This is a genomic window from Acidobacteriota bacterium, assembly GCA_035471785.1.
GTDB lineage: Bacteria > Acidobacteriota > UBA6911 > RPQK01 > DATIPO01 > JANQFM01.
In genome coordinates this window covers 1-16325 of sequence record DATIPQ010000106.1, presented here as the reverse complement: position 1 = coordinate 16325, position 16325 = coordinate 1, and the positions used below count along the sequence as shown (strand labels likewise).

The window sequence follows — 16325 nt, the reverse complement described above, 5'->3', positions numbered from 1 at the left end:
GGTGCGGACGAAGAGCGCGCCTCCCAGGGTCATCTGGCTGAAGGGATTGAAGACGACATGCGGGACGTCCTCGGCCACCCCATAGTCCTTGGCGTCGGACACGACGCCCACGATGGTGCGGTAGTCCTCGCTGACCCCGATGAAGCGCAAGTTCTTTCCTCTCCAGCCGATCCTCTGCCCCACCGCCTCTCGGTCGGGAAAGTAGTAGTCGGCCAGGGCCTGGTTGACCACCACCACCGGAGCCGCATCGGGCCTGTCGGTGGCCTGGAAGGTGCGGCCGTCGACCAGCGTCATCCCCAGGGTATGGAAGTAGTCGCTGGTCACGACGCGGAAGTCGGCCCGCGGAGGCGGAGCTCCCGGTTCGGTGGGCTTTCCTTCCACCTCGAACTCCATGGCGGCCAGCAAGGCGAAAACGCCCTGGGGAGCTTCCTTGAGCGGAATCATGCTGCCCAGGGCCGCCGAGCGCACGCCCGGGACAGCCGAAACGCGCTCCACCATGGTCGAAAGATAGGTGCGCAGCTCGTCCGGAGTCCGCCCGCCGTAGTAATCGATGGGGGTGCGCATGGTCAGGACTTCTTCCAGAGCCACTCCGCCGTCGTCGCTTTGCAGGTTCCTCAGCGTTTCCAGCAGCAGACCGGCTCCCACCAGCAGCACGAAGCTGACGCCGATCTGCACGACCACCAGCAGCCGCTGCATGCGGCGGCTGGCGAAGCGGGCGCTGGCGCGGGTGCCGCCCAGCGTCCCCCACTTTTGGGAAATGGCGCCGGGCAGCCGCGGCAGGAACGCGAAGAGAGAGGCCGATGCCAGGGCCAGAACCAGCGCCGCGCCGAGAACGGAGGTGTCGACGGTGATCTCGGAGGCCCGCGCCGAATAGCGGGCGATGTAGGCAGCCAGCAGGTCGACGCCCGCGGCCGCCAGAAGGATTCCCAGCGCGGCCCCCATCAGCGAGGGGATGAGGTTTTCGATCAGCAACTGGCGCCTGAGAGTGCGCGTCCTGGCGCCCAGTGAGACGCGTAGGGCCCACTCGTCTCCACGGCGCATCACCCGGGCCAGCGTCAGGTTGGCAACGTTGGCGCAGGCGGTCAGGAACACGAAGGCGGCCACGCCCAGCAGCATCAGGATGGTCGGCCGGGCGTCGGCGGCGAACTGGTCGCGCAGGCGGGTCAGCGACACGCTGTAGCCGTGGGCCGGATCGTAGGCTTCGGGGTACTCCTGGTGGAGGCGGCGGGTGACCGACTCGACCTCGACCCGTGCCGTCTCCAGGCTGGCGCCCGGCGCCAGACGCGCAAAGACTTCGGTCATGCGGTGGACGCGGTCATGCACCATGGTGGCGCTCAAATGGTGGGGACTCGACACCAGGTTGACATAGAGGTCCGTCCGCTCGGGATAAGGCGGAGCCGGCTCGGCCACTCCGATGATCTCGACGCTGCGGCCGTTCATGGTGACCGTACGGCCCACCGCGGCGGGATCTCCTGCGAACTGGCGCTGCCAGTACTCGTAGGTCAGCACGGCCACCGGAGCAACTCCGTCCCCGTCGTCGCTGCTGGCGATGACGCGTCCGATGCGGGCGCCCAGTCCCATCACCTCGAAGTAGTTGCCGGTCACGATGCCGGCGCGCACCTGCTGGGGCTCGTCCAGCCCCAGGATGGTGAAGGTCATGGCCGAGAACTCGGTCACGCCCTGGAAGCTGGGACACTGCTGGCGGTAGTCGTCGATCTCGGGGACGGAAAAGAAGACGTTATCGATGCGCGCCAGCTCGGCCGAGTGGCGCAGGTAGATCAGGCGCTCGCCGTCGCCATAGGGCAGCGGCTGCAGCCACACCCCGTGGACGACGCTGAAGATGGCGGTGTTGGCACCGATTCCCAGCCCCAGCGTCAGCACGAAGGCCAGCGCGTAGCCCGGGTATTTCAAGAGGAACCGGAGCGCCAGACGAACGTCGGTAAACCATTGACTTACAGCCATACTCTCACCTCGCGATTGGATCTCCCTGATCAATCGGCGCAAAAGAGGAACGTGGGCATCGGGATCGATGAAGCTGGGCGCTTTGACAGCGCCGTAGGCACGGGCGACCTGCGAGGCCGTCCCCAAGCGGGAGAGGGCTGAGGAGGTTGCATCGTCGACGCTGGCGCCCTCATCGACGAGGGCGGCAATGGTGTCCTCGAGATGCGCTTCCACCTCTTCCAGGATCCGCTCCACACCGGGATGGCTCGACTCCACACCGAACAGGGAGGCGAGTTCTCTGCCCAGCCTGCGACGGTACCCCTGCAGTTTTCGCGATGAGGTGCTCATGCGGTGTCCAGGACCGATTCCACGGCCTTTGCAAAGCTGCCCCACTCGCTGCGCTCTTGCGTCAGAGCGTCCCGGCCCTGCTGGGTCAGGTCATAGACACGGCGGCGGCGCCCGCCTACCGTGGCCCACGAACTCTTGAGCAGCTTCTTCGATTCAAGCCGGTGCAGCGCGGGATAGATGGTGCCTTCGGGAAGCTCCAAGGCCCCGCCGCTGGCGTCCGCCAGCCGCCGGACAATCCCATAGCCATGAGCCGCCCCGGCGCTGACCACGGCCAGCAGCAGCAGATCCAAATGCCCTTTCAGTCGTTCGCTCTTCATACCTAGCAATACTATACCTAGCTATACGAGGTATGCAAGAAAAAAGTTCCGCCGTTCAACTTGGGAGGTCATTTTCGACCTGCTTTCACATCCTCTCGAGTTCGGACTTGGAAATGCGGGGAGGACGGGTCACGAAGTCGGTGCGGATTCGCAGGCGTGAGTGCCGATGCTGGAGATGAGAACTCCAACCGTTGGCAAGCCAGCGCAGATCCAGCGGAGCCCCGAAACGGTAGCGCGCGCCGCGCCCATCCAGAACAGTCAGGACGTGCTCAAGAGCCTCGGAGTCCTCGCGTAGGATCCAATCGCCGTCTTTGCTCATGATGGCCAGCCGATGTACCACGACGGCCTGCCCCGAACTCAAAATGGCCCGCAGCCTTCCTTGGTTAAAGGCCCTGGTCAATTCCAAATAGGGACTGGTCATCGCTGATCCCGGCCGCTATGGTATCGTCTCGTCCTGCAACTCTGGCATTATATCGAAAAGCGGTTCAGAGCCCCGAATAAACTTCCGCCACGCCGCGTAGGGACAGGAGCGATTGAAAGAAGGGAGAGCCGCTCTGAAACCCGCAATCTTGGCAGTGCTTCTGATCGGCCTGCTGGCTGAACCTGGATCAGCGCAACCCAGTTATCCACGCTCAAGAGACTGGTGCCAAAAGCGCAGCCCCAACCAGTCCCAAAGCGTCTCAAGGAGCACTTTCTTGCTTTCTGAGAACCCCGAAGGGGTGCGATTCGCCCGCCCAGTGACTGTGTTAGAAGTCAAGTCCGGGCTCGCTGAAGGCGAGCGATTCGCCAGCCCAGGGTACAGCGAGGGCGCGAAGCGCGCGAGCGGCACCCTGGGTAATGGAAGAACCTCTAAAGAAACCTTGAAGGGGTGGAATAACGAGCCTTAGAAGTGTCATGTTGAAGACTTTTGCGACACCCCTCTCAAGTTGTGTTTTTGCTCACGGTCGGGCACGATTTATGTTCGACAGGTGAAGCGTATTAAGTCACTCTGCAGAATCTGGGCGCTCCCATGCGTGGGGAGTGCGGCGTTGGGGGTGCGGTGGGCGCGTTGGCGCCTGTCGGGATTCGTTCGCTTATGTTTTGCTAAGGAGGAATGATGAGAGGAGATCAAGTCGGGGGACCCATACGCTGGAGAATGCACATTCCGGTAGCGCCGGAGAAGGTCTTTGGAGCGCTCGACTCCGACCAAGGGCGCGCGTCGTTCTGGGCGGAATCGGCTGCTCAAGTGGATGGGCGCATCGAGTTCCAGTTTATCAACGGCTACACCTACAGGGGCAAAGTGATCGAGCGAAAACCTCCAAGGATATTTTCAGTCGAGTACATGGGTGGACCAGTTCGATTTGAACTGACGCCGGATGGCCGGGGCGGGACGGATCTTCTGCTGACGCACAGCGGAACAAGTCGAGATCAATGGAACGAGGTACATGCTGGCTGGCTGAACGTGCTCTTCCCTCTCAAGGGATGGCTTACGTTCGGTGTGGATCTGCGAAACCATGATCCCGAACGCTGCTGGGACCACGGTTACGCAGATCAGTAATTTCGCTCTCTTGACCCCCAAGAATTGCAGAGCCGCTTGCCGGAAGAATGCTCTGATCATGAGCGGCTCCTCGGAAGGCCGAGAGAAAAAGGCCTGGCATGAGGGCTGGCTGACGGCGCAGACCGACAAGGTGACCGGCGCCATCGTCGTCAACGATCTGAGCGGGAACCTGAGTGTCTGTCGGAGTAGAAGTAGCGGAGACTCGTTCCGTTTCCCTCGAAAGCGTCGGGCTTTCCAAGCAAGCCTTCCACAACAGTTCCACCTCTCAATGTGGTTTTGACTGGGTCCCGGTCGGATTCTCCAAGCGTTCCCTGAGACCGGCCAGCGCTCTCGCAAGTGCTGGAGAGGGCGCCGTGAACTTCTCTTGTTCGAACACCTCACGCAGCAGCGCTTCCCTTACCACCCCTCTAGCCTTCACTGTCTGCGCCGTGGCATCGAGGAAATCGAACCTTCGGCCCTCCATCGTTCGGCACGGCCCGAGATTGTTCGTATCTGAATCAAGCATGTGATAACAACCGCGAACCGTATCCTCGTCTTCGAATGTGAAGATGTAGACGTTGTCGAAGAGGAAGCTCGGGTCGAGAAGCAGGTATTGGCCCTCATCCACGAGATACGTCGCTATGACGGGATCGAACAGAACGTCCACGGCCAAGGCCTGAAATGGCAGCTGATTGGGCGTTGGATTAGGCAATTCAAAGGCCTGGAAGAAAGCATACTCGTCGTCGAAAGTTGAGTTGCCGATCATAAACTCGAGGAACCACCGGCCTGAAGGCTCGACCAGTCGACGGATGGCAGCCAGACCTTCCGAAATCGGAGGCTCGCCGGGCGGGACTGTCTCTCTTTCGGTCAGGTCGCTGACCGCAACCGTGGATAGCACGCTGCCAAAGCGTAGCCCCAAGGGGGCGAATTGGCAGTCTTCTCCATCGCGGCAGACAAGCTCTAACGAACCTCGGAAATCACTCCCTAGGGAGGGAAAGATCTCGCCTAGAGATCTGGCGGCCTGGACTTCGTCATTAAATGGAAAGAGCCTCTCGAAAAGCAGGACGCCCACTTCGTTAAACAGCCTAGCGGTGACCGCTCGGCTTGGGTCTTGCCTGAAAAGCGCAATACCGCTGTCCAATCCCATCCGGCGCTCGGCGAAGAGCGCGAACCGGTCGCCCAGAATGGAGGGAAGGACGCTGGCCTCACTTCCATCAGCGAGCCTGAAAATAGCGAGACCGGATACTTCCCGGGAGTCACCTTCAACAATCATGTAGCCTGTCCGGACGGGATCAGAGCTGCCGAGGCTCGTCAGAACGATGGTCTCGTGAGAGGCCAGCGTCATCTCCAAACTTGAACCGATTCCCGGAAGCGACTGTGGTTCTCCTTGGTCGTCGAAAACATGCAGTGTTGCGAGTGCGCTGGTCGAGGACGAATTGGTGATGGAGATCTGCATCGAGATCCCCGCTCCGTCCGCATAGTGGGGGAAGAAAAAACGTTCGCCGACCGTCCCTGCGAAGGCCGCCACAGCAACGTTGGCGAACACGAAGCAAAACGTTATCCCGAATCTGCAACCGAATCTCATGGATCGTCTTCCTTTCACTTCTCCTCCATCTCGGCCCGCACTGTCAGAGACTCGCCGGCCTCGACTTCAATCTTCCGCTCCCAGTCCTTGTAGCCTTTCTTCTTGAACTTGATCTTGTAGGAGCCGGGCTTGAGCCTTTTGGTCCTTGGCGCCGCTCCCGCATAGGCCCCGTCGATCTCAATCTCTGCCCCCTCGGGAACGGACTCCAGCCTGAGGACCGCCATGGACTCGTCCGCGGCGCCGCTGCGGGTGGCGATGGTCTCCTTCTCGTCTTTGATGCCCTCTTGATCGAACTGCAGGGTGACGTTTGAGACTGCCTCGACCGAACGCAGGACGCCGCGATAATTGCTCTTGTGAAGCTTGAACTCGACCGCCCCGACCATCTCTTGACCATCGTCGAAGGAGACCGTCAGGTAGTGCTTCTTTCCCTTGCTGAAGAGCAGGAGAGGGCTGACTACGATGGCCGTTTTGATGCGCCTTCCTGAAACGCGGCTGTAGAACAAGTCGGTGATGGCCTCGGTCGGGATGGAAAAATACTCCGCCCCGCCTTTGTTCGCGAACTTGACCTCTGAGGCCGAAACGACGAGGATCCCCTCCCTGCCCTGCTGGGCCGTGCCGAAGTCGGTCCTCAGTTCGACTTTCTTGAATGCTGTGTCCTGCGCGGCGGCTGAAGTGAAAACGGCCGCTGCAACAATCAGACCGAGAAGTTTCTTCATCATGTCTCCCAATCTCCTACTTTCCCGTACCGAAGCTCATGCGGACCCCGAGGCCGTGTCCAGCATCGCGCTTAGCTCATCCTTTGGAAGGCGGCGCCTGTAGCATGCCAAGCGCACAGCCGCCTTCAGCCCGTCGTCCAACATTACTGCGCTGATGTTAGTCGCGTTGTGTGAGTGTTCGGACATTGCTACCTGCGTGACTGTCGCCTTGGACCGTTGCCTTTCGAGACCGTTGCCACAATCAATATTTTCGTTCGCGGGCACAGACGCCCGCTTTTTCGGGGCAGCAACTTGGGAGAACAGACCCTTCGGCCGGTAGCCATCCGAGACTCTTCGTTCGTGGGCACTCCCTCACTTTCCGGGGCGCCGCGTCCGTCGAGCCTGGGGGAACGCCCCTGAAGTGTGAAAGCTGGTATCGCTGAAGGTTGTCGCAAAGTATAGAGGCTTGAATCCAAGCTGTCAACGGACTTTAGGTTATGGGTGAGAAATATATTGTCATCATTCCTTAGATTTCCCAACTTTTAGAGAAAATGACAGCCTTCCTTGGACAGCCGGCTTCGCTCTCAGTCTCTCCTCAGCCTAATAGGTACGCCTCAATCGCCCGTGCCAGGCAGTACGGAATAACGGCGGACGCAGCCCCATCGCGGCCCCAGCGCCTGTTTCGGGCGCTCTCGAACCATCTTGCCGATGACCAGGGAGATGGCTCAGCTTGGTAGATTACATCCCAGTCGCCACGCCTTCCGCATGCTACGGCATCTGGAATCAGTGCTGCCGGTCATAAGTTCTGAGCCAGGGCCCTCCGTTCTTGTCCCTGACAGGGACAGATTCGCCGGCCCAGCGTGTTAGAAGTCCGGGCTCGCTGAAGGCGAGCGATTCGTCAGCCCAGGGTCAGCCCCGGCGAGCGCAAGCGAGACGGCGGCGCCACCCTGGGTTTCAGACGGCCAATGTGCGAACGCTGAAAGCGTGGGATAACGCCACAGAGTGGCTCAAAACTTCTGACGCACTCACTACTTCGACCCGACCTCCTGGCCCGCGGACGCCTTGACGATGGGCAGCCTGATCTGGGACGGATGGGCCGATGAGTGGTGGACCTTGTTGTGAGCCACCCGGCCCTCTTTCTCGTCGTAGTTGTTTCCGCCGGTGTTGAGGTTGCGGTCGAAGCGGGGGAAGTTGCTGCTCGACACCTCGATGCGGATGCGGTGTCCGGCAGCGAAGTAGTTGCTGGTCGACATGGGACTCACCGGAACCTTGTAGACCTCTCCCGGACGCATGAAGACTTCCTTGTCGTATCCCTCGCGGTAGCGCACGCGCTGGATGGTCTCGTCGAGGTTATAAGCCCGTCCGTCGGGATAGACGTCGATCAGCTTGACGGTGAAGTCGGTGTCGGGCGCGTCGGACTCCACGTAGAGGTCGATCTCGATGGTTCCGGTGACTTCCACCCCTTCGCTCAACGGCTCGGTGGAGTAAACCAGGATGTCGTTGCGGGTCTCCATCTGCTGCTGGTCGAAGGAGCCTCCCTCGACGGCGTTGCCCGTGCAGCAGACGTTGCCCCCGTAGGACGGCACCGGGTTCATGGGGTCGTAGGTGAAGGCGTCCGGGGGCTGGTCGTTGCCGGGGGCTTGGCGGGAGAGGCGCCCGTCGCCGTGCAGCGAGTTGGCGCTGCCGCCGCTGTGCAGGTAGAAGGTGACCATGCGTGCGTCCTCGGGCGGCCAGGTGTCCGAGGACTGCCACTTGTTGGCTCCCATGGTGAAGTACTGCACCCGCGGCGTGTTCTCCAGGACGCCGTTCTTCTCATTCTTGAGCCAGTAGTCGAACCATGCGTAGACGAGGCCTTCGTGGTCGAAGCTGGTGTCTCCCAGGTAGCGCTCGCCCACCACCTTGTCGGGGCCGGCCAGCCGGTAGCGGCAGTGCAGCGAGGGGGCGATGACGGCGTACTGGTTGCGCCTGACCGCCGGGTCCTGGGCGTTGTTGCGGACGTGGTTGAAAAGGGCCAGGTTGGGTCCCGTCGACACGTCGTACCAGGACATGAACCAGAGGCTGGGGACTTCCAAAGGCATGTCGTCGTGGTAGAGTCCGCCCCGGTACCAGGCCGGATCATCGGGCTTGCGCTTGATCATCCCCTCGAAGATCCCGCGGGGACCGTTCACGTTGCGCATGATGTCCTGCACCGGCAGGTGGCGCAGTCCCTGCGACCAGTCCACCCGGGGCATCTCGGGGGCCAGGTCGTAGAAGCGCGAGACCCGCACCAGGTCTTCTTGGGTGAAATACTCGGGAAAGGTGGGGCGCTGGACGTTCTGGTTGCCGTAGAGCCAGGCGATGAAGAGCATCTGAACGGCTCCGCCGCGGTACCAGTTGCCCTGCTCGTAGAATCCGCCCACGCGTCCCACGCCGGCGCCGAATCCTTGCGGAACCATGGCCACCAGGGCCGGATGTCCCAGGGAAGCCACTCCCATCTGCCATTCGGCGGTGGAGGAGCATCCGAAGGTCCCCACCAGTCCGTTCGACCAGGGCTGCTCGGCCATCCAGCTCAGGGCGTCGTAGCCGTCAGTCCGGGGCGGTCCCAAGATGTCCCACTTTCCCTCGGAAAAGAACTTGCCGCGTTCGTTCTGCACGACATAGGCGTATCCCCGCTTGACCACGTCCAAGGCCCGCCGCAGTGTGCGTCCCGAGAGCTCGCCGTCCCTCCAGATATTGAAGTTGTAGGGCGTCCTGGAAAAGATGACGGGTACCGGCTGATCGGTCTTGGGCCGGTAAACGTCGGTAGCCAGCCGCACCCCGTCCCGCATCTGCACCATGATCTTCTGATCGATCACGGCGATCTCCTCCAGCTCCTTGAGAATCTCCTCAGCCTCTTGCTGCGCCAGCAGTCCGCCCCGGGGCGCACCCAGCAAAACCAGGCTCACAAAGAAAACAAGAACCCCACGTCTCATCACGATCCCCCTATGGCAAATTGTCCGGAGCAGTTCCAATTCGCCTTATGGTACACGACCCCAACAAGGCAAGAAAGAGCCTTATCAACACGAGCATTCACCGTGATACAATCATGCTCGGAACGTAGTACGCGAGAGCAAGAAGGTCTGCGATGAAGAGCGTCCGGCTGGACAAGTCGTTGGAAGCCAAGCTGCAAGAAGCCGCCCGTATCAGCGGGCAATCCGTCTCCAGTTTGATCCGTGTTGCGATCGAGGAACGCTGCCGGGACATTTTAGGCCAACGCTTGGCTCCGCGGCTGGCGGACGTCACAGGCGTGATCAAGAGTGGAGGCGGCCGAGCCCGTAGATCAGGAGAGGCTTTCGCCGAGCATCTGCGATCGAAGAAGGGCGATCGAAAGTGATACTTGTCGATGCCGGCCCTCTGGTCGCCATTATTGACCGCGGAGAACCCGATCACAACGCTTGCGCCAAGGCCCTTTCTTCGCTCTCCGCCCCTATGTTGACCACCTGGCCGGCCTTGACCGAAGCGATTTACCTGCTGGGCGCAGCGGGAGGCTGGCCCGCCCAAGAGGCCGTGTGGAAGCTCCTGGACAGAGGCGATCTGCAGCTCATCGATTTGGATGATGCGATGCGGGAGCGCGCCCGCGCCTTGATGGCCAAATATCAGGACCTCCCCATGGATCCGGCCGACGCCACTCTGGTCTCCGCCGCCGAAGTCCTCAACGTCACGCGGGTCTTTACCCTGGACTCCGATTTTCACGTCTACCGGCTCAAGGGCAACCGCTCCTTCCAGGTGATTCCGTAACTCCGAATCGATTTCCTGCGATCGGTTGACAAAAATCCTCGCACGTTCTTACTATTGTCTTACTGGAGGCGCATGTGACCAAGAAGGTGAAGATTTCGACGAAGGGGCAGTTAGTCATCCCGCAGGCGTTCCGCGAGCGGCATGGTTGGGGGGCGGGGACGGTCCTCATCATGGAGGACGAGGGAGACAGGATCGTGGTTCGTGAGGCGCCTGAAGTCCCGGAGACCGACCTGGAGGAGCTTCTCGGTTGCACGGGCTACCAAGGCCCGCCCCGAAGCCTCGAGGAAATGGAGGCAGGGATCGCAAAGGGCATTGCCGAAAGGACCAAGAAGCCATGACGGGGCTCGACACCAACGTGGTGATCCGGGTCGTCACAGCCGACGATCCTAAGCAGTTGCCCCAGGCTCTCTCTGTTTTTCGGGCCGCACGGCCCCTCTATTTGAGCAAGACGGTACTGCTGGAGACGGAATGGGTGCTGCGCTACAGTTACGAACTCTCAGCCTCGGTCATCCACAAGACTCTCCAGCGTCTGATTGGCCTCTCCTCCCTCACCGTGGAGGACCGCGATCGAGTCATCGCTGCCCTCGATTGGTTTTCAAAAGGCATGGACTTTGCGGACGCTCTACATCTGGCCTCCAGCCAGCCCGCCGACGAATTCGTCAGCTTCGACAGGTCCTTGGCCCACCGAAGCGCCGAGCTAAAGACGACGCCACCCGTTCGACTGCTGGATAGCTAAAGCCTTTTCTTCGAATCTTCCAGCGTCCTGAAAAAATCGAATCTCGGTGGAGTGGTTGGACCACTACTTTCCATTTCCCCGTCAGGATGCGGCCGCATCCGCCCACTGCTTGGTGTCGGTGTACTGCTGGAAGCGGACGACCTTGCCGTCGCGCAGATTCCACACGTGTGCGAACTGGGCGTCGACCGGCGTGCCGGTGGCCTTCATCTTCCCCCGGTATCGCCCTTCCACGACGACGGCGTCGTGGCCCTCGATGAAGTTGTGAGGCAGAGCGGCGAAATCTTCAATGTCGGAGGCAAGTCGCTGAAACACACCTTCGGCCACCGCCTGCGGTCCAACGTATGGGTTGCCGTCGGCATAAAGGAAGTTGTCTGCCTCTGTCCATTCGATCTGGGAGTCGAGAGCGCCAAGTACCGCCGCTACGTCCCCCCTGCCCAAGGCCTCGTACAGCGCCTTCACAATGTCACAGCTCTTTCCCATGCTTCTCCCCCTTTTTATTTTCCACGTCTGGCACCAGCCCGCATGAATCCGGGAATCCGCGACTAATAATACCTCAGTCCCTCCGGCGCCACCCTGGGTTTTAGACGGCAAAGGTCCGAAAGCTGAAAGCGTGGAATAACGCGACAGGGTGGCTCAAAGCTGCTCAAGCCTAATGCCGGGCATCGGCTGGCCGCTTGAGCGGCTCGGACTCCCGCTCCGGAGAGGAAGGATCGAAAAGGCCCTTGCGATGGAAATAGACCATGCTGGCCACGGCGCGCATGGGCTTGGTGCGAAGCAATAGGTTGAAGGCCAGATCGCTTTGAAAGTGGTCGAAGAGAAACCGGAGCAGACGCTTTGCCCGGAAGCGCGGATAGGAGCTGACGAACCAGCCGCTGGGATCCTCTCTCTTGCCGGAGAGATAGTCGACGATGGCGTGACCCGCCGCCAGACCGTGCTTCAAGGCGGTGTGTATCCCGCCGGCCGTTACGGGAGACACCATTCCGGCCGCATCGCCAACCAGCATTACGCGGCTCGCCGCAACCGGATTGACCACTCCTCCGCAGGGAATCAATCCGGCCCGCACGGAAGCCGGACGGACGCCTCCGAAATCGAAGATCGGCGAGATCTTCTCCAGGAACCGGCTCATGGCGTCTGTCGGCCGGACGCCGTCGGACCTCACGCGGCGGGCCAGTCCGACCTGCACCATCCCGACCCCGGCCACCACCCATCCGATGTAACCGGGCGCCAGGCGGCGGTCGATGAAGCAGTGCAGTTTGTCGGGTTCGTCGATCTCGACGCCAGGATATTCGTACTCGACGCCAAACAGAAACTTCTCGCCCTGTCCCAGGCCCAAGGCTCTGGCGACGCGCGAGTTGGGGCCGTCGGCGCCGACCAGATAACGGGAGGTGCCGATGTCACCGAGGTCGAAGCCGCTCTGGGTTCGCTCAGCGTCTTTGAAGGGGGTCCGAAAGGCGAGACGCGCACCGGCCTCTTCGGCCTGCCCTGCCAGCCAGCGCATGACCCGCGGGGTATCAGTGGCGAGAAAGTAGTAGCCCGGCGCCGCCAGATCGACATAGCGGAGACTGGGCGCATAGAGGCGGACCCCGTTGATGCGGCGGACCAAGTCGGCCGGAAGTCCGTCCAGAAGCGCCACCTGGTCAATCGCGTCCTTGACGATGATTCCGGTGGTGTGAACCTTCTCGCCGGCGTCGGACTTCTTGTCCAACACAGTGACCCGCATGCCGCCGTGCGCCAACGCAGTTGCACAAGCCAATCCCGCAAAGCTCGCCCCCACTACCGTGCAATCCATGTTTTTCATTTCGGGACTCGGCATGGAGAGTTCGTCGCCAAGAAGCGCCTCTGGTTGCGGTTGAGTGGCACCGACCCGAATAACTTACCACAGCGCTGTCTCACGCTCGCTGTCTGGCTGAAGATTCTCCACGTATGATGGGGACATCGTTGAGGTCATAGGCGCATGGCGACTTCCGGGTCGGAAAAGGGCGGCCGTGGACTCTTCAGCTTCCTGGGGCTGCAGCGCAGCACCGTAGGGGTGCTGGCCATGGTAGTGCTGGTGGGGATGGGGGAGCGGATGGCGGAGCGCTTTTTGCCCATCTACCTGCTGGCGCTGGGCGGCGGGGTTCTGGTCATCGGGCTGCTGCAGGCCATGGACAACCTGCTCTCGGCGCTCTATTCCTTTCCGGGCGGATACCTGGCCGACCGCATCGGGACCAAGAAATCGCTGCTGATCTTCAACCTGGTGGCCATGAACGGCTTCGCCATCGTCATCCTGTTTCCCTCCTGGCAGGCCGTGCTGATCGGGGCGGTACTGTTCATCTCCTGGTCGGCTATCTCGCTGCCGGCCACCATGAGCCTGATCTTTAAGGTCTTGCCCCGCAACAAGCGGACCATGGGCGTGAGCATGCACTCGCTGGTCAGGCGCATCCCCATGGCGCTGGGCCCTCTGTTGGGCGGACTCTTTATCAGTTTGTGGGGCGAAAGGGCGGGAGTCCGCCTGGCTTTTGTGGGAGCGTTGGCCATGGCGGCCCTGGCTTTAGCCCTGCAACAGCGCCTGATTGAATCCGACGACCTCGACGAGCACCCCTTCTCCCCCTTCGAGGTGGTGGAGCGAAATCCATTGAAACTGCTGCGTCAGATGAGCCCGGCCATGAAGAGGCTGCTGGCGGCGGACGTCCTGATCAGGTTTTGCGAGCAGATCCCCTACGCCTTCGTGGTCGTGTGGTGCATGAAGACCATCGAAGAGCCGGTCTCCGCCCTGCAGTTCGGCTTGCTGACCACGATCGAGATGGCCACGGCGGTGCTGGTTTACATCCCGGTGGCCTATCTGGCCGACCGCAGCGTCAAAAAGCCCTATGTCCTTGCCACTTTCGTCTTTTTTACCCTGTTTCCGCTGCTGCTGCTCTTCAGCCGCTCCTTCGAGTGGCTGGTGGCGGCGTTCGTCCTGCGCGGACTCAAGGAGTTCGGCGAGCCCACCCGCAAGGCCCTCATCATGGACCTGTCGCCTGAACAAGCCAGGGCCAGCATGTTCGGGCTCTACTACCTGGTGCGGGATACCTTTGTTTCGGCGGCAGCCTTGGGCGGTGCCTTCCTGTGGCAGATCAGCCCCCAGACCAACTTGCTGACGGCCTTTGCATTCGGGGTCATCGGGAGCGCCGGCTTTGCGTTTTTCGGGCGGGAGGTGAACCCAACGAGGGAGGAGGCGGATAGCTCGGCGCAGAATTAAGCACTTCCTAAATCGCCGTAAGGGACGCGCCTCCCACGGGTGCTGCTCCGCATCGCCCCGCGCGAGGAGTAGGACGAAAGGCAAAGCAACTTTGATAAGCTGTTGCGCATGCACAGACGGCGGCCTGCAAGCGCTCTTCTACTGGCGGGACTCCTCCTCACTTCACCTTGCCTCATTCGGGCCCAAAACGGAGACGGGGCGGCGCCTCCCGAGTGGCATCAGTGGAGGGGACCCAACCGGGATGGCGTCTCGGCCGAGACGGGACTCCTGCAAAGCTGGGCGGAGGACGGTCCTCCACGGGAGTGGCGGGTGAGGCTGGGGACGGGGTACTCGGGCATGGCGGTCTCCCAGGGACGGCTGTTCACCCTCTATGCCGATTCTGAGAGCGAATATGCCGCCGCTTTCGACGTCCGCGACGGGAGCCGCGTCTGGAGAGTGCGGCTGGGGCCGCGCTTCGAAAACGAGTGGGGTGACGGGCCCCGAGCCACGCCCACGGTGGACGCCCAGCGGGTCTACGTGGTCAGCGGCTCCGGCTTCCTCATGGCTCTGGCCACAGCCGACGGCCGCGAGCTTTGGGGCATCGACCTGCCGCGGGCCTTCGGAGGGCATCCCCCCGACCTGGGTTACTCGAATTCGCCTCTGTTGCTCGACGGACGCCTCTTCGTGACCACCGGCGGACGCCACAGCCGGGCCTTCGCGGCTCTCGACAAAGCCGACGGCCGCGTGATCTGGGAAGGGCACACCGATCCGCCCGGATACTCTTCTCCCATCGCCGTGACGGTGGACGGAGTCCCTCAGGTGATCTTCTTCGCCGGGGCTTCAGCCCGGGGCTTGGCCCCTGACGACGGAGAGATGTTGTGGCGCGTCGCTTGGCCCAACAGCGCCAACGAGAACGTGGCCACGCCGGTCTTCGTAGCCCCCGACCGGGTCTTCCTCTCAGCCGCTCACCGGGGCGGCGCGCGCATGCTGCGCCTGCGGCTCCAAGGAGACGTCTTCCAGGCCGAGACCGTCTGGCACAGCCGGGTGATGAAGAACCACTTCTCCTCCTGCGTCTACTACCAGGGCTACATCTACGGCTCCGACCGCTCCACCCTGAAATGCATCGACCCTCAGGACGGAAGCGAGAAATGGAGCACCCGCGGATTCGGCGAGGGTTCGCTGGTGGCGGCCGAAGGACGCCTCTACATCCTGGGCACCTACGGCAAACTGGCCCTGGCCGAGGCCACCCTCGAAGCCTACCGCGAGATCTCATCCTTCCAGGCCGTCAACGGCAAAACCTACACCCCGCCAGCCCTCTCCGGCGCCCGCCTCTACCTGCGCAGCACTTCCGAACTCACCAGCCTCAACATCCGCCGCCCCGATTGAGTTCAACGCCTTGGGTGTTGGCCCATACAAATGGAATAATCGTCAGAAACAGGGGGCGATCGTGGCTGATGGCACTCATCTCCAGGTGAGACACAAATCAGCCCCGCCGCAGATTGGAATCGAACTCACCCCCCAAATGGCCAGCAAGAAGAACTTCACGTTTTCGCATCCCGATCATCGGGGCCATCTTTGGGCCCCGTCCCCCACTCCCGGAATCCTTGAGGTAGACCCCAACCACACCCCCCGTGTGGATGCCCAGATCGGCCCAATTCAAATCCGGGCGCGAATTCCGCAAAATCGTTTTTGCGCGAGTCCTAATCGTTGAGAACCATGTCGGTCAAAAGCGACGCGCGCACAATGAGTCCGTCGTTATAGTCGATCAGGCCCAGATTTCGAAACTTGTTCATGAAAAAATTCACGCGCGGCCTCGTGGTGCCGATCATTTCCGCCAGAATCTCGTGTTTTATGGAGGGAATATGCACGTCCGGCGTGACCTCGTCTTTGCCGAAGCGGGCCAGCTTCAAGAGCGCCCGCGCCAGCCGTTTCTCGCTCTTATTAAAAAGCTGGTCGCACAGATCTTCCTCCAGTTCGAGGTTGCGACTCAGCAGCAGACCGATGAATCGCTGGGCAAATTCGGGCTTGCTTTCGATGGCCCGCTTCAAGGTCGCCTTGTTCACTTGAACCACCGTCGAGGGTTCCAGCGCTTCGGCCGTCCCCACCCTCGCCGTCTGGCCCATCATGCAACCTTCACCAAAAAACTCGCGCGGCCCCAGGATCTGAAGGGTGGCTTCCTTTCCAACCACAGACACCACGGAAATTCGGACCTTGCCCTGTTCAATAAAATAG

Annotated in this window: 16 protein-coding genes; 7 read left to right on the top strand and 9 right to left on the bottom strand. The window is 61.5% G+C overall.

Annotation, left to right across the window (positions count from 1 at the left end):
- The 3 genes from VLU25_15720 to VLU25_15710 form a co-directional block, all read right to left on the bottom strand.
- A partial coding sequence (locus VLU25_15720; protein HSR69384.1) for an ABC transporter permease occupies positions 1–2289 on the bottom strand: 2289 nt, incomplete at its 3' end.
- Entirely contained in the window at positions 2286–2606 is a 321-nt protein-coding gene (locus tag VLU25_15715) for a helix-turn-helix transcriptional regulator (protein ID HSR69383.1), read from the bottom strand. The genes VLU25_15715 and VLU25_15720, both read right to left, overlap by 4 nt.
- Positions 2607–2691: 85 nt before the next feature.
- Positions 2692–3027, bottom strand: coding sequence for a hypothetical protein (locus VLU25_15710; protein ID HSR69382.1), 336 nt, complete (start codon positions 3025–3027; stop codon positions 2692–2694).
- 714 nt (positions 3028–3741) lie between these two features.
- Between VLU25_15710 and VLU25_15705 the strand changes: the two genes are divergently transcribed.
- A complete protein-coding gene (locus VLU25_15705; protein ID HSR69381.1) occupies positions 3742–4143 on the top strand; it encodes an SRPBCC domain-containing protein in 402 nt (133 codons plus the stop codon).
- Between the two features lie 265 nt (positions 4144–4408).
- Here VLU25_15705 and VLU25_15700 read toward each other — a convergent pair whose 3' ends face one another.
- The 3 genes from VLU25_15700 to VLU25_15690 all read right to left on the bottom strand — a co-directional run bounded on the left by VLU25_15700 (position 4409) and on the right by VLU25_15690 (position 9353).
- Positions 4409–5707 (bottom strand): hypothetical protein, encoded by a 1299-nt coding sequence (locus tag VLU25_15700; protein HSR69380.1) that lies wholly within the window; start codon positions 5705–5707, stop codon positions 4409–4411.
- Positions 5708–5721: 14 nt separating this feature from the next.
- Entirely contained in the window at positions 5722–6426 is a 705-nt protein-coding gene (locus tag VLU25_15695) for a PEGA domain-containing protein (GenBank protein HSR69379.1), read from the bottom strand.
- Positions 6427–7430: 1004 nt separating this feature from the next.
- Positions 7431–9353, bottom strand: coding sequence for a CocE/NonD family hydrolase (locus VLU25_15690; protein HSR69378.1), 1923 nt, complete (start codon positions 9351–9353; stop codon positions 7431–7433).
- 152 nt (positions 9354–9505) lie between these two features.
- On the opposite strand from VLU25_15690, the gene VLU25_15685 reads away from it, so the two are divergent.
- From VLU25_15685 to VLU25_15670, 4 genes are all read left to right on the top strand, one after another.
- On the top strand, positions 9506–9754 hold the full coding sequence (locus VLU25_15685) for a ribbon-helix-helix protein, CopG family (GenBank protein HSR69377.1): 249 nt from the start codon (positions 9506–9508) through the stop codon (positions 9752–9754).
- Complete coding sequence (locus VLU25_15680; protein HSR69376.1) at positions 9751–10158, top strand: PIN domain-containing protein; 408 nt, start codon at positions 9751–9753, stop codon at positions 10156–10158. The genes VLU25_15685 and VLU25_15680 overlap by 4 nt, the downstream gene beginning before the upstream one ends.
- Positions 10159–10232: 74 nt before the next feature.
- On the top strand, positions 10233–10496 hold the full coding sequence (locus tag VLU25_15675; protein HSR69375.1) for an AbrB/MazE/SpoVT family DNA-binding domain-containing protein: 264 nt from the start codon (positions 10233–10235) through the stop codon (positions 10494–10496).
- Positions 10493–10894, top strand: a complete 402-nt coding sequence (locus VLU25_15670) for a type II toxin-antitoxin system VapC family toxin (protein ID HSR69374.1) — start codon at positions 10493–10495, stop codon at positions 10892–10894. The genes VLU25_15675 and VLU25_15670 overlap by 4 nt, the downstream gene beginning before the upstream one ends.
- Positions 10895–10975: 81 nt before the next feature.
- Here VLU25_15670 and VLU25_15665 read toward each other — a convergent pair whose 3' ends face one another.
- Positions 10976–11374, bottom strand: a complete 399-nt coding sequence (locus tag VLU25_15665) for a nuclear transport factor 2 family protein (protein ID HSR69373.1) — start codon at positions 11372–11374, stop codon at positions 10976–10978.
- 169 nt (positions 11375–11543) lie between these two features.
- A complete protein-coding gene (locus VLU25_15660; protein ID HSR69372.1) occupies positions 11544–12683 on the bottom strand; it encodes an NAD(P)/FAD-dependent oxidoreductase in 1140 nt (379 codons plus the stop codon).
- A gap of 165 nt (positions 12684–12848) precedes the next feature.
- Here VLU25_15660 and VLU25_15655 point away from each other — a divergent pair, with 165 nt between their 5' ends.
- Both VLU25_15655 and VLU25_15650 read left to right on the top strand, forming a co-directional pair.
- The gene (locus VLU25_15655; GenBank protein ID HSR69371.1) at positions 12849–14114 is read left to right on the top strand and encodes an MFS transporter; all 1266 of its coding nucleotides are present in this window, start codon (positions 12849–12851) and stop codon (positions 14112–14114) included.
- Between the two features lie 108 nt (positions 14115–14222).
- The gene (locus VLU25_15650; protein ID HSR69370.1) at positions 14223–15479 is read left to right on the top strand and encodes a PQQ-binding-like beta-propeller repeat protein; all 1257 of its coding nucleotides are present in this window, start codon (positions 14223–14225) and stop codon (positions 15477–15479) included.
- A 314-nt stretch (positions 15480–15793) separates the two neighbouring features.
- Here the strand turns inward: VLU25_15650 and VLU25_15645 are convergent.
- A partial coding sequence (locus VLU25_15645; protein HSR69369.1) for a Crp/Fnr family transcriptional regulator occupies positions 15794–16325 on the bottom strand: 532 nt, incomplete at its 5' end.

Excerpts from the sequence above, each read along its gene's own strand:
- VLU25_15685 (HSR69377.1), top strand. The coding sequence starts at position 9,506 with ATGAAGAGCGTCCGGCTGGACAAGTCGTTGGAAGCCAAGCTGCAAGAA.
- VLU25_15695 (HSR69379.1), bottom strand. The coding sequence starts at position 6,426 with ATGATGAAGAAACTTCTCGGTCTGATTGTTGCAGCGGCCGTTTTCACT.
- VLU25_15715 (HSR69383.1), bottom strand. The coding sequence starts at position 2,606 with ATGAAGAGCGAACGACTGAAAGGGCATTTGGATCTGCTGCTGCTGGCC.
- VLU25_15705 (HSR69381.1), top strand. The coding sequence starts at position 3,742 with ATGCACATTCCGGTAGCGCCGGAGAAGGTCTTTGGAGCGCTCGACTCC.
- VLU25_15690 (HSR69378.1), bottom strand. The coding sequence starts at position 9,353 with ATGAGACGTGGGGTTCTTGTTTTCTTTGTGAGCCTGGTTTTGCTGGGT.
- VLU25_15660 (HSR69372.1), bottom strand. The coding sequence starts at position 12,683 with ATGGATTGCACGGTAGTGGGGGCGAGCTTTGCGGGATTGGCTTGTGCA.
- VLU25_15700 (HSR69380.1), bottom strand. The coding sequence starts at position 5,707 with ATGAGATTCGGTTGCAGATTCGGGATAACGTTTTGCTTCGTGTTCGCC.
- VLU25_15670 (HSR69374.1), top strand. The coding sequence starts at position 10,493 with ATGACGGGGCTCGACACCAACGTGGTGATCCGGGTCGTCACAGCCGAC.
- VLU25_15650 (HSR69370.1), top strand. The coding sequence starts at position 14,223 with ATGCACAGACGGCGGCCTGCAAGCGCTCTTCTACTGGCGGGACTCCTC.
- VLU25_15655 (HSR69371.1), top strand. The coding sequence starts at position 12,849 with ATGGCGACTTCCGGGTCGGAAAAGGGCGGCCGTGGACTCTTCAGCTTC.
- VLU25_15665 (HSR69373.1), bottom strand. The coding sequence starts at position 11,374 with ATGGGAAAGAGCTGTGACATTGTGAAGGCGCTGTACGAGGCCTTGGGC.
- VLU25_15710 (HSR69382.1), bottom strand. The coding sequence starts at position 3,027 with ATGACCAGTCCCTATTTGGAATTGACCAGGGCCTTTAACCAAGGAAGG.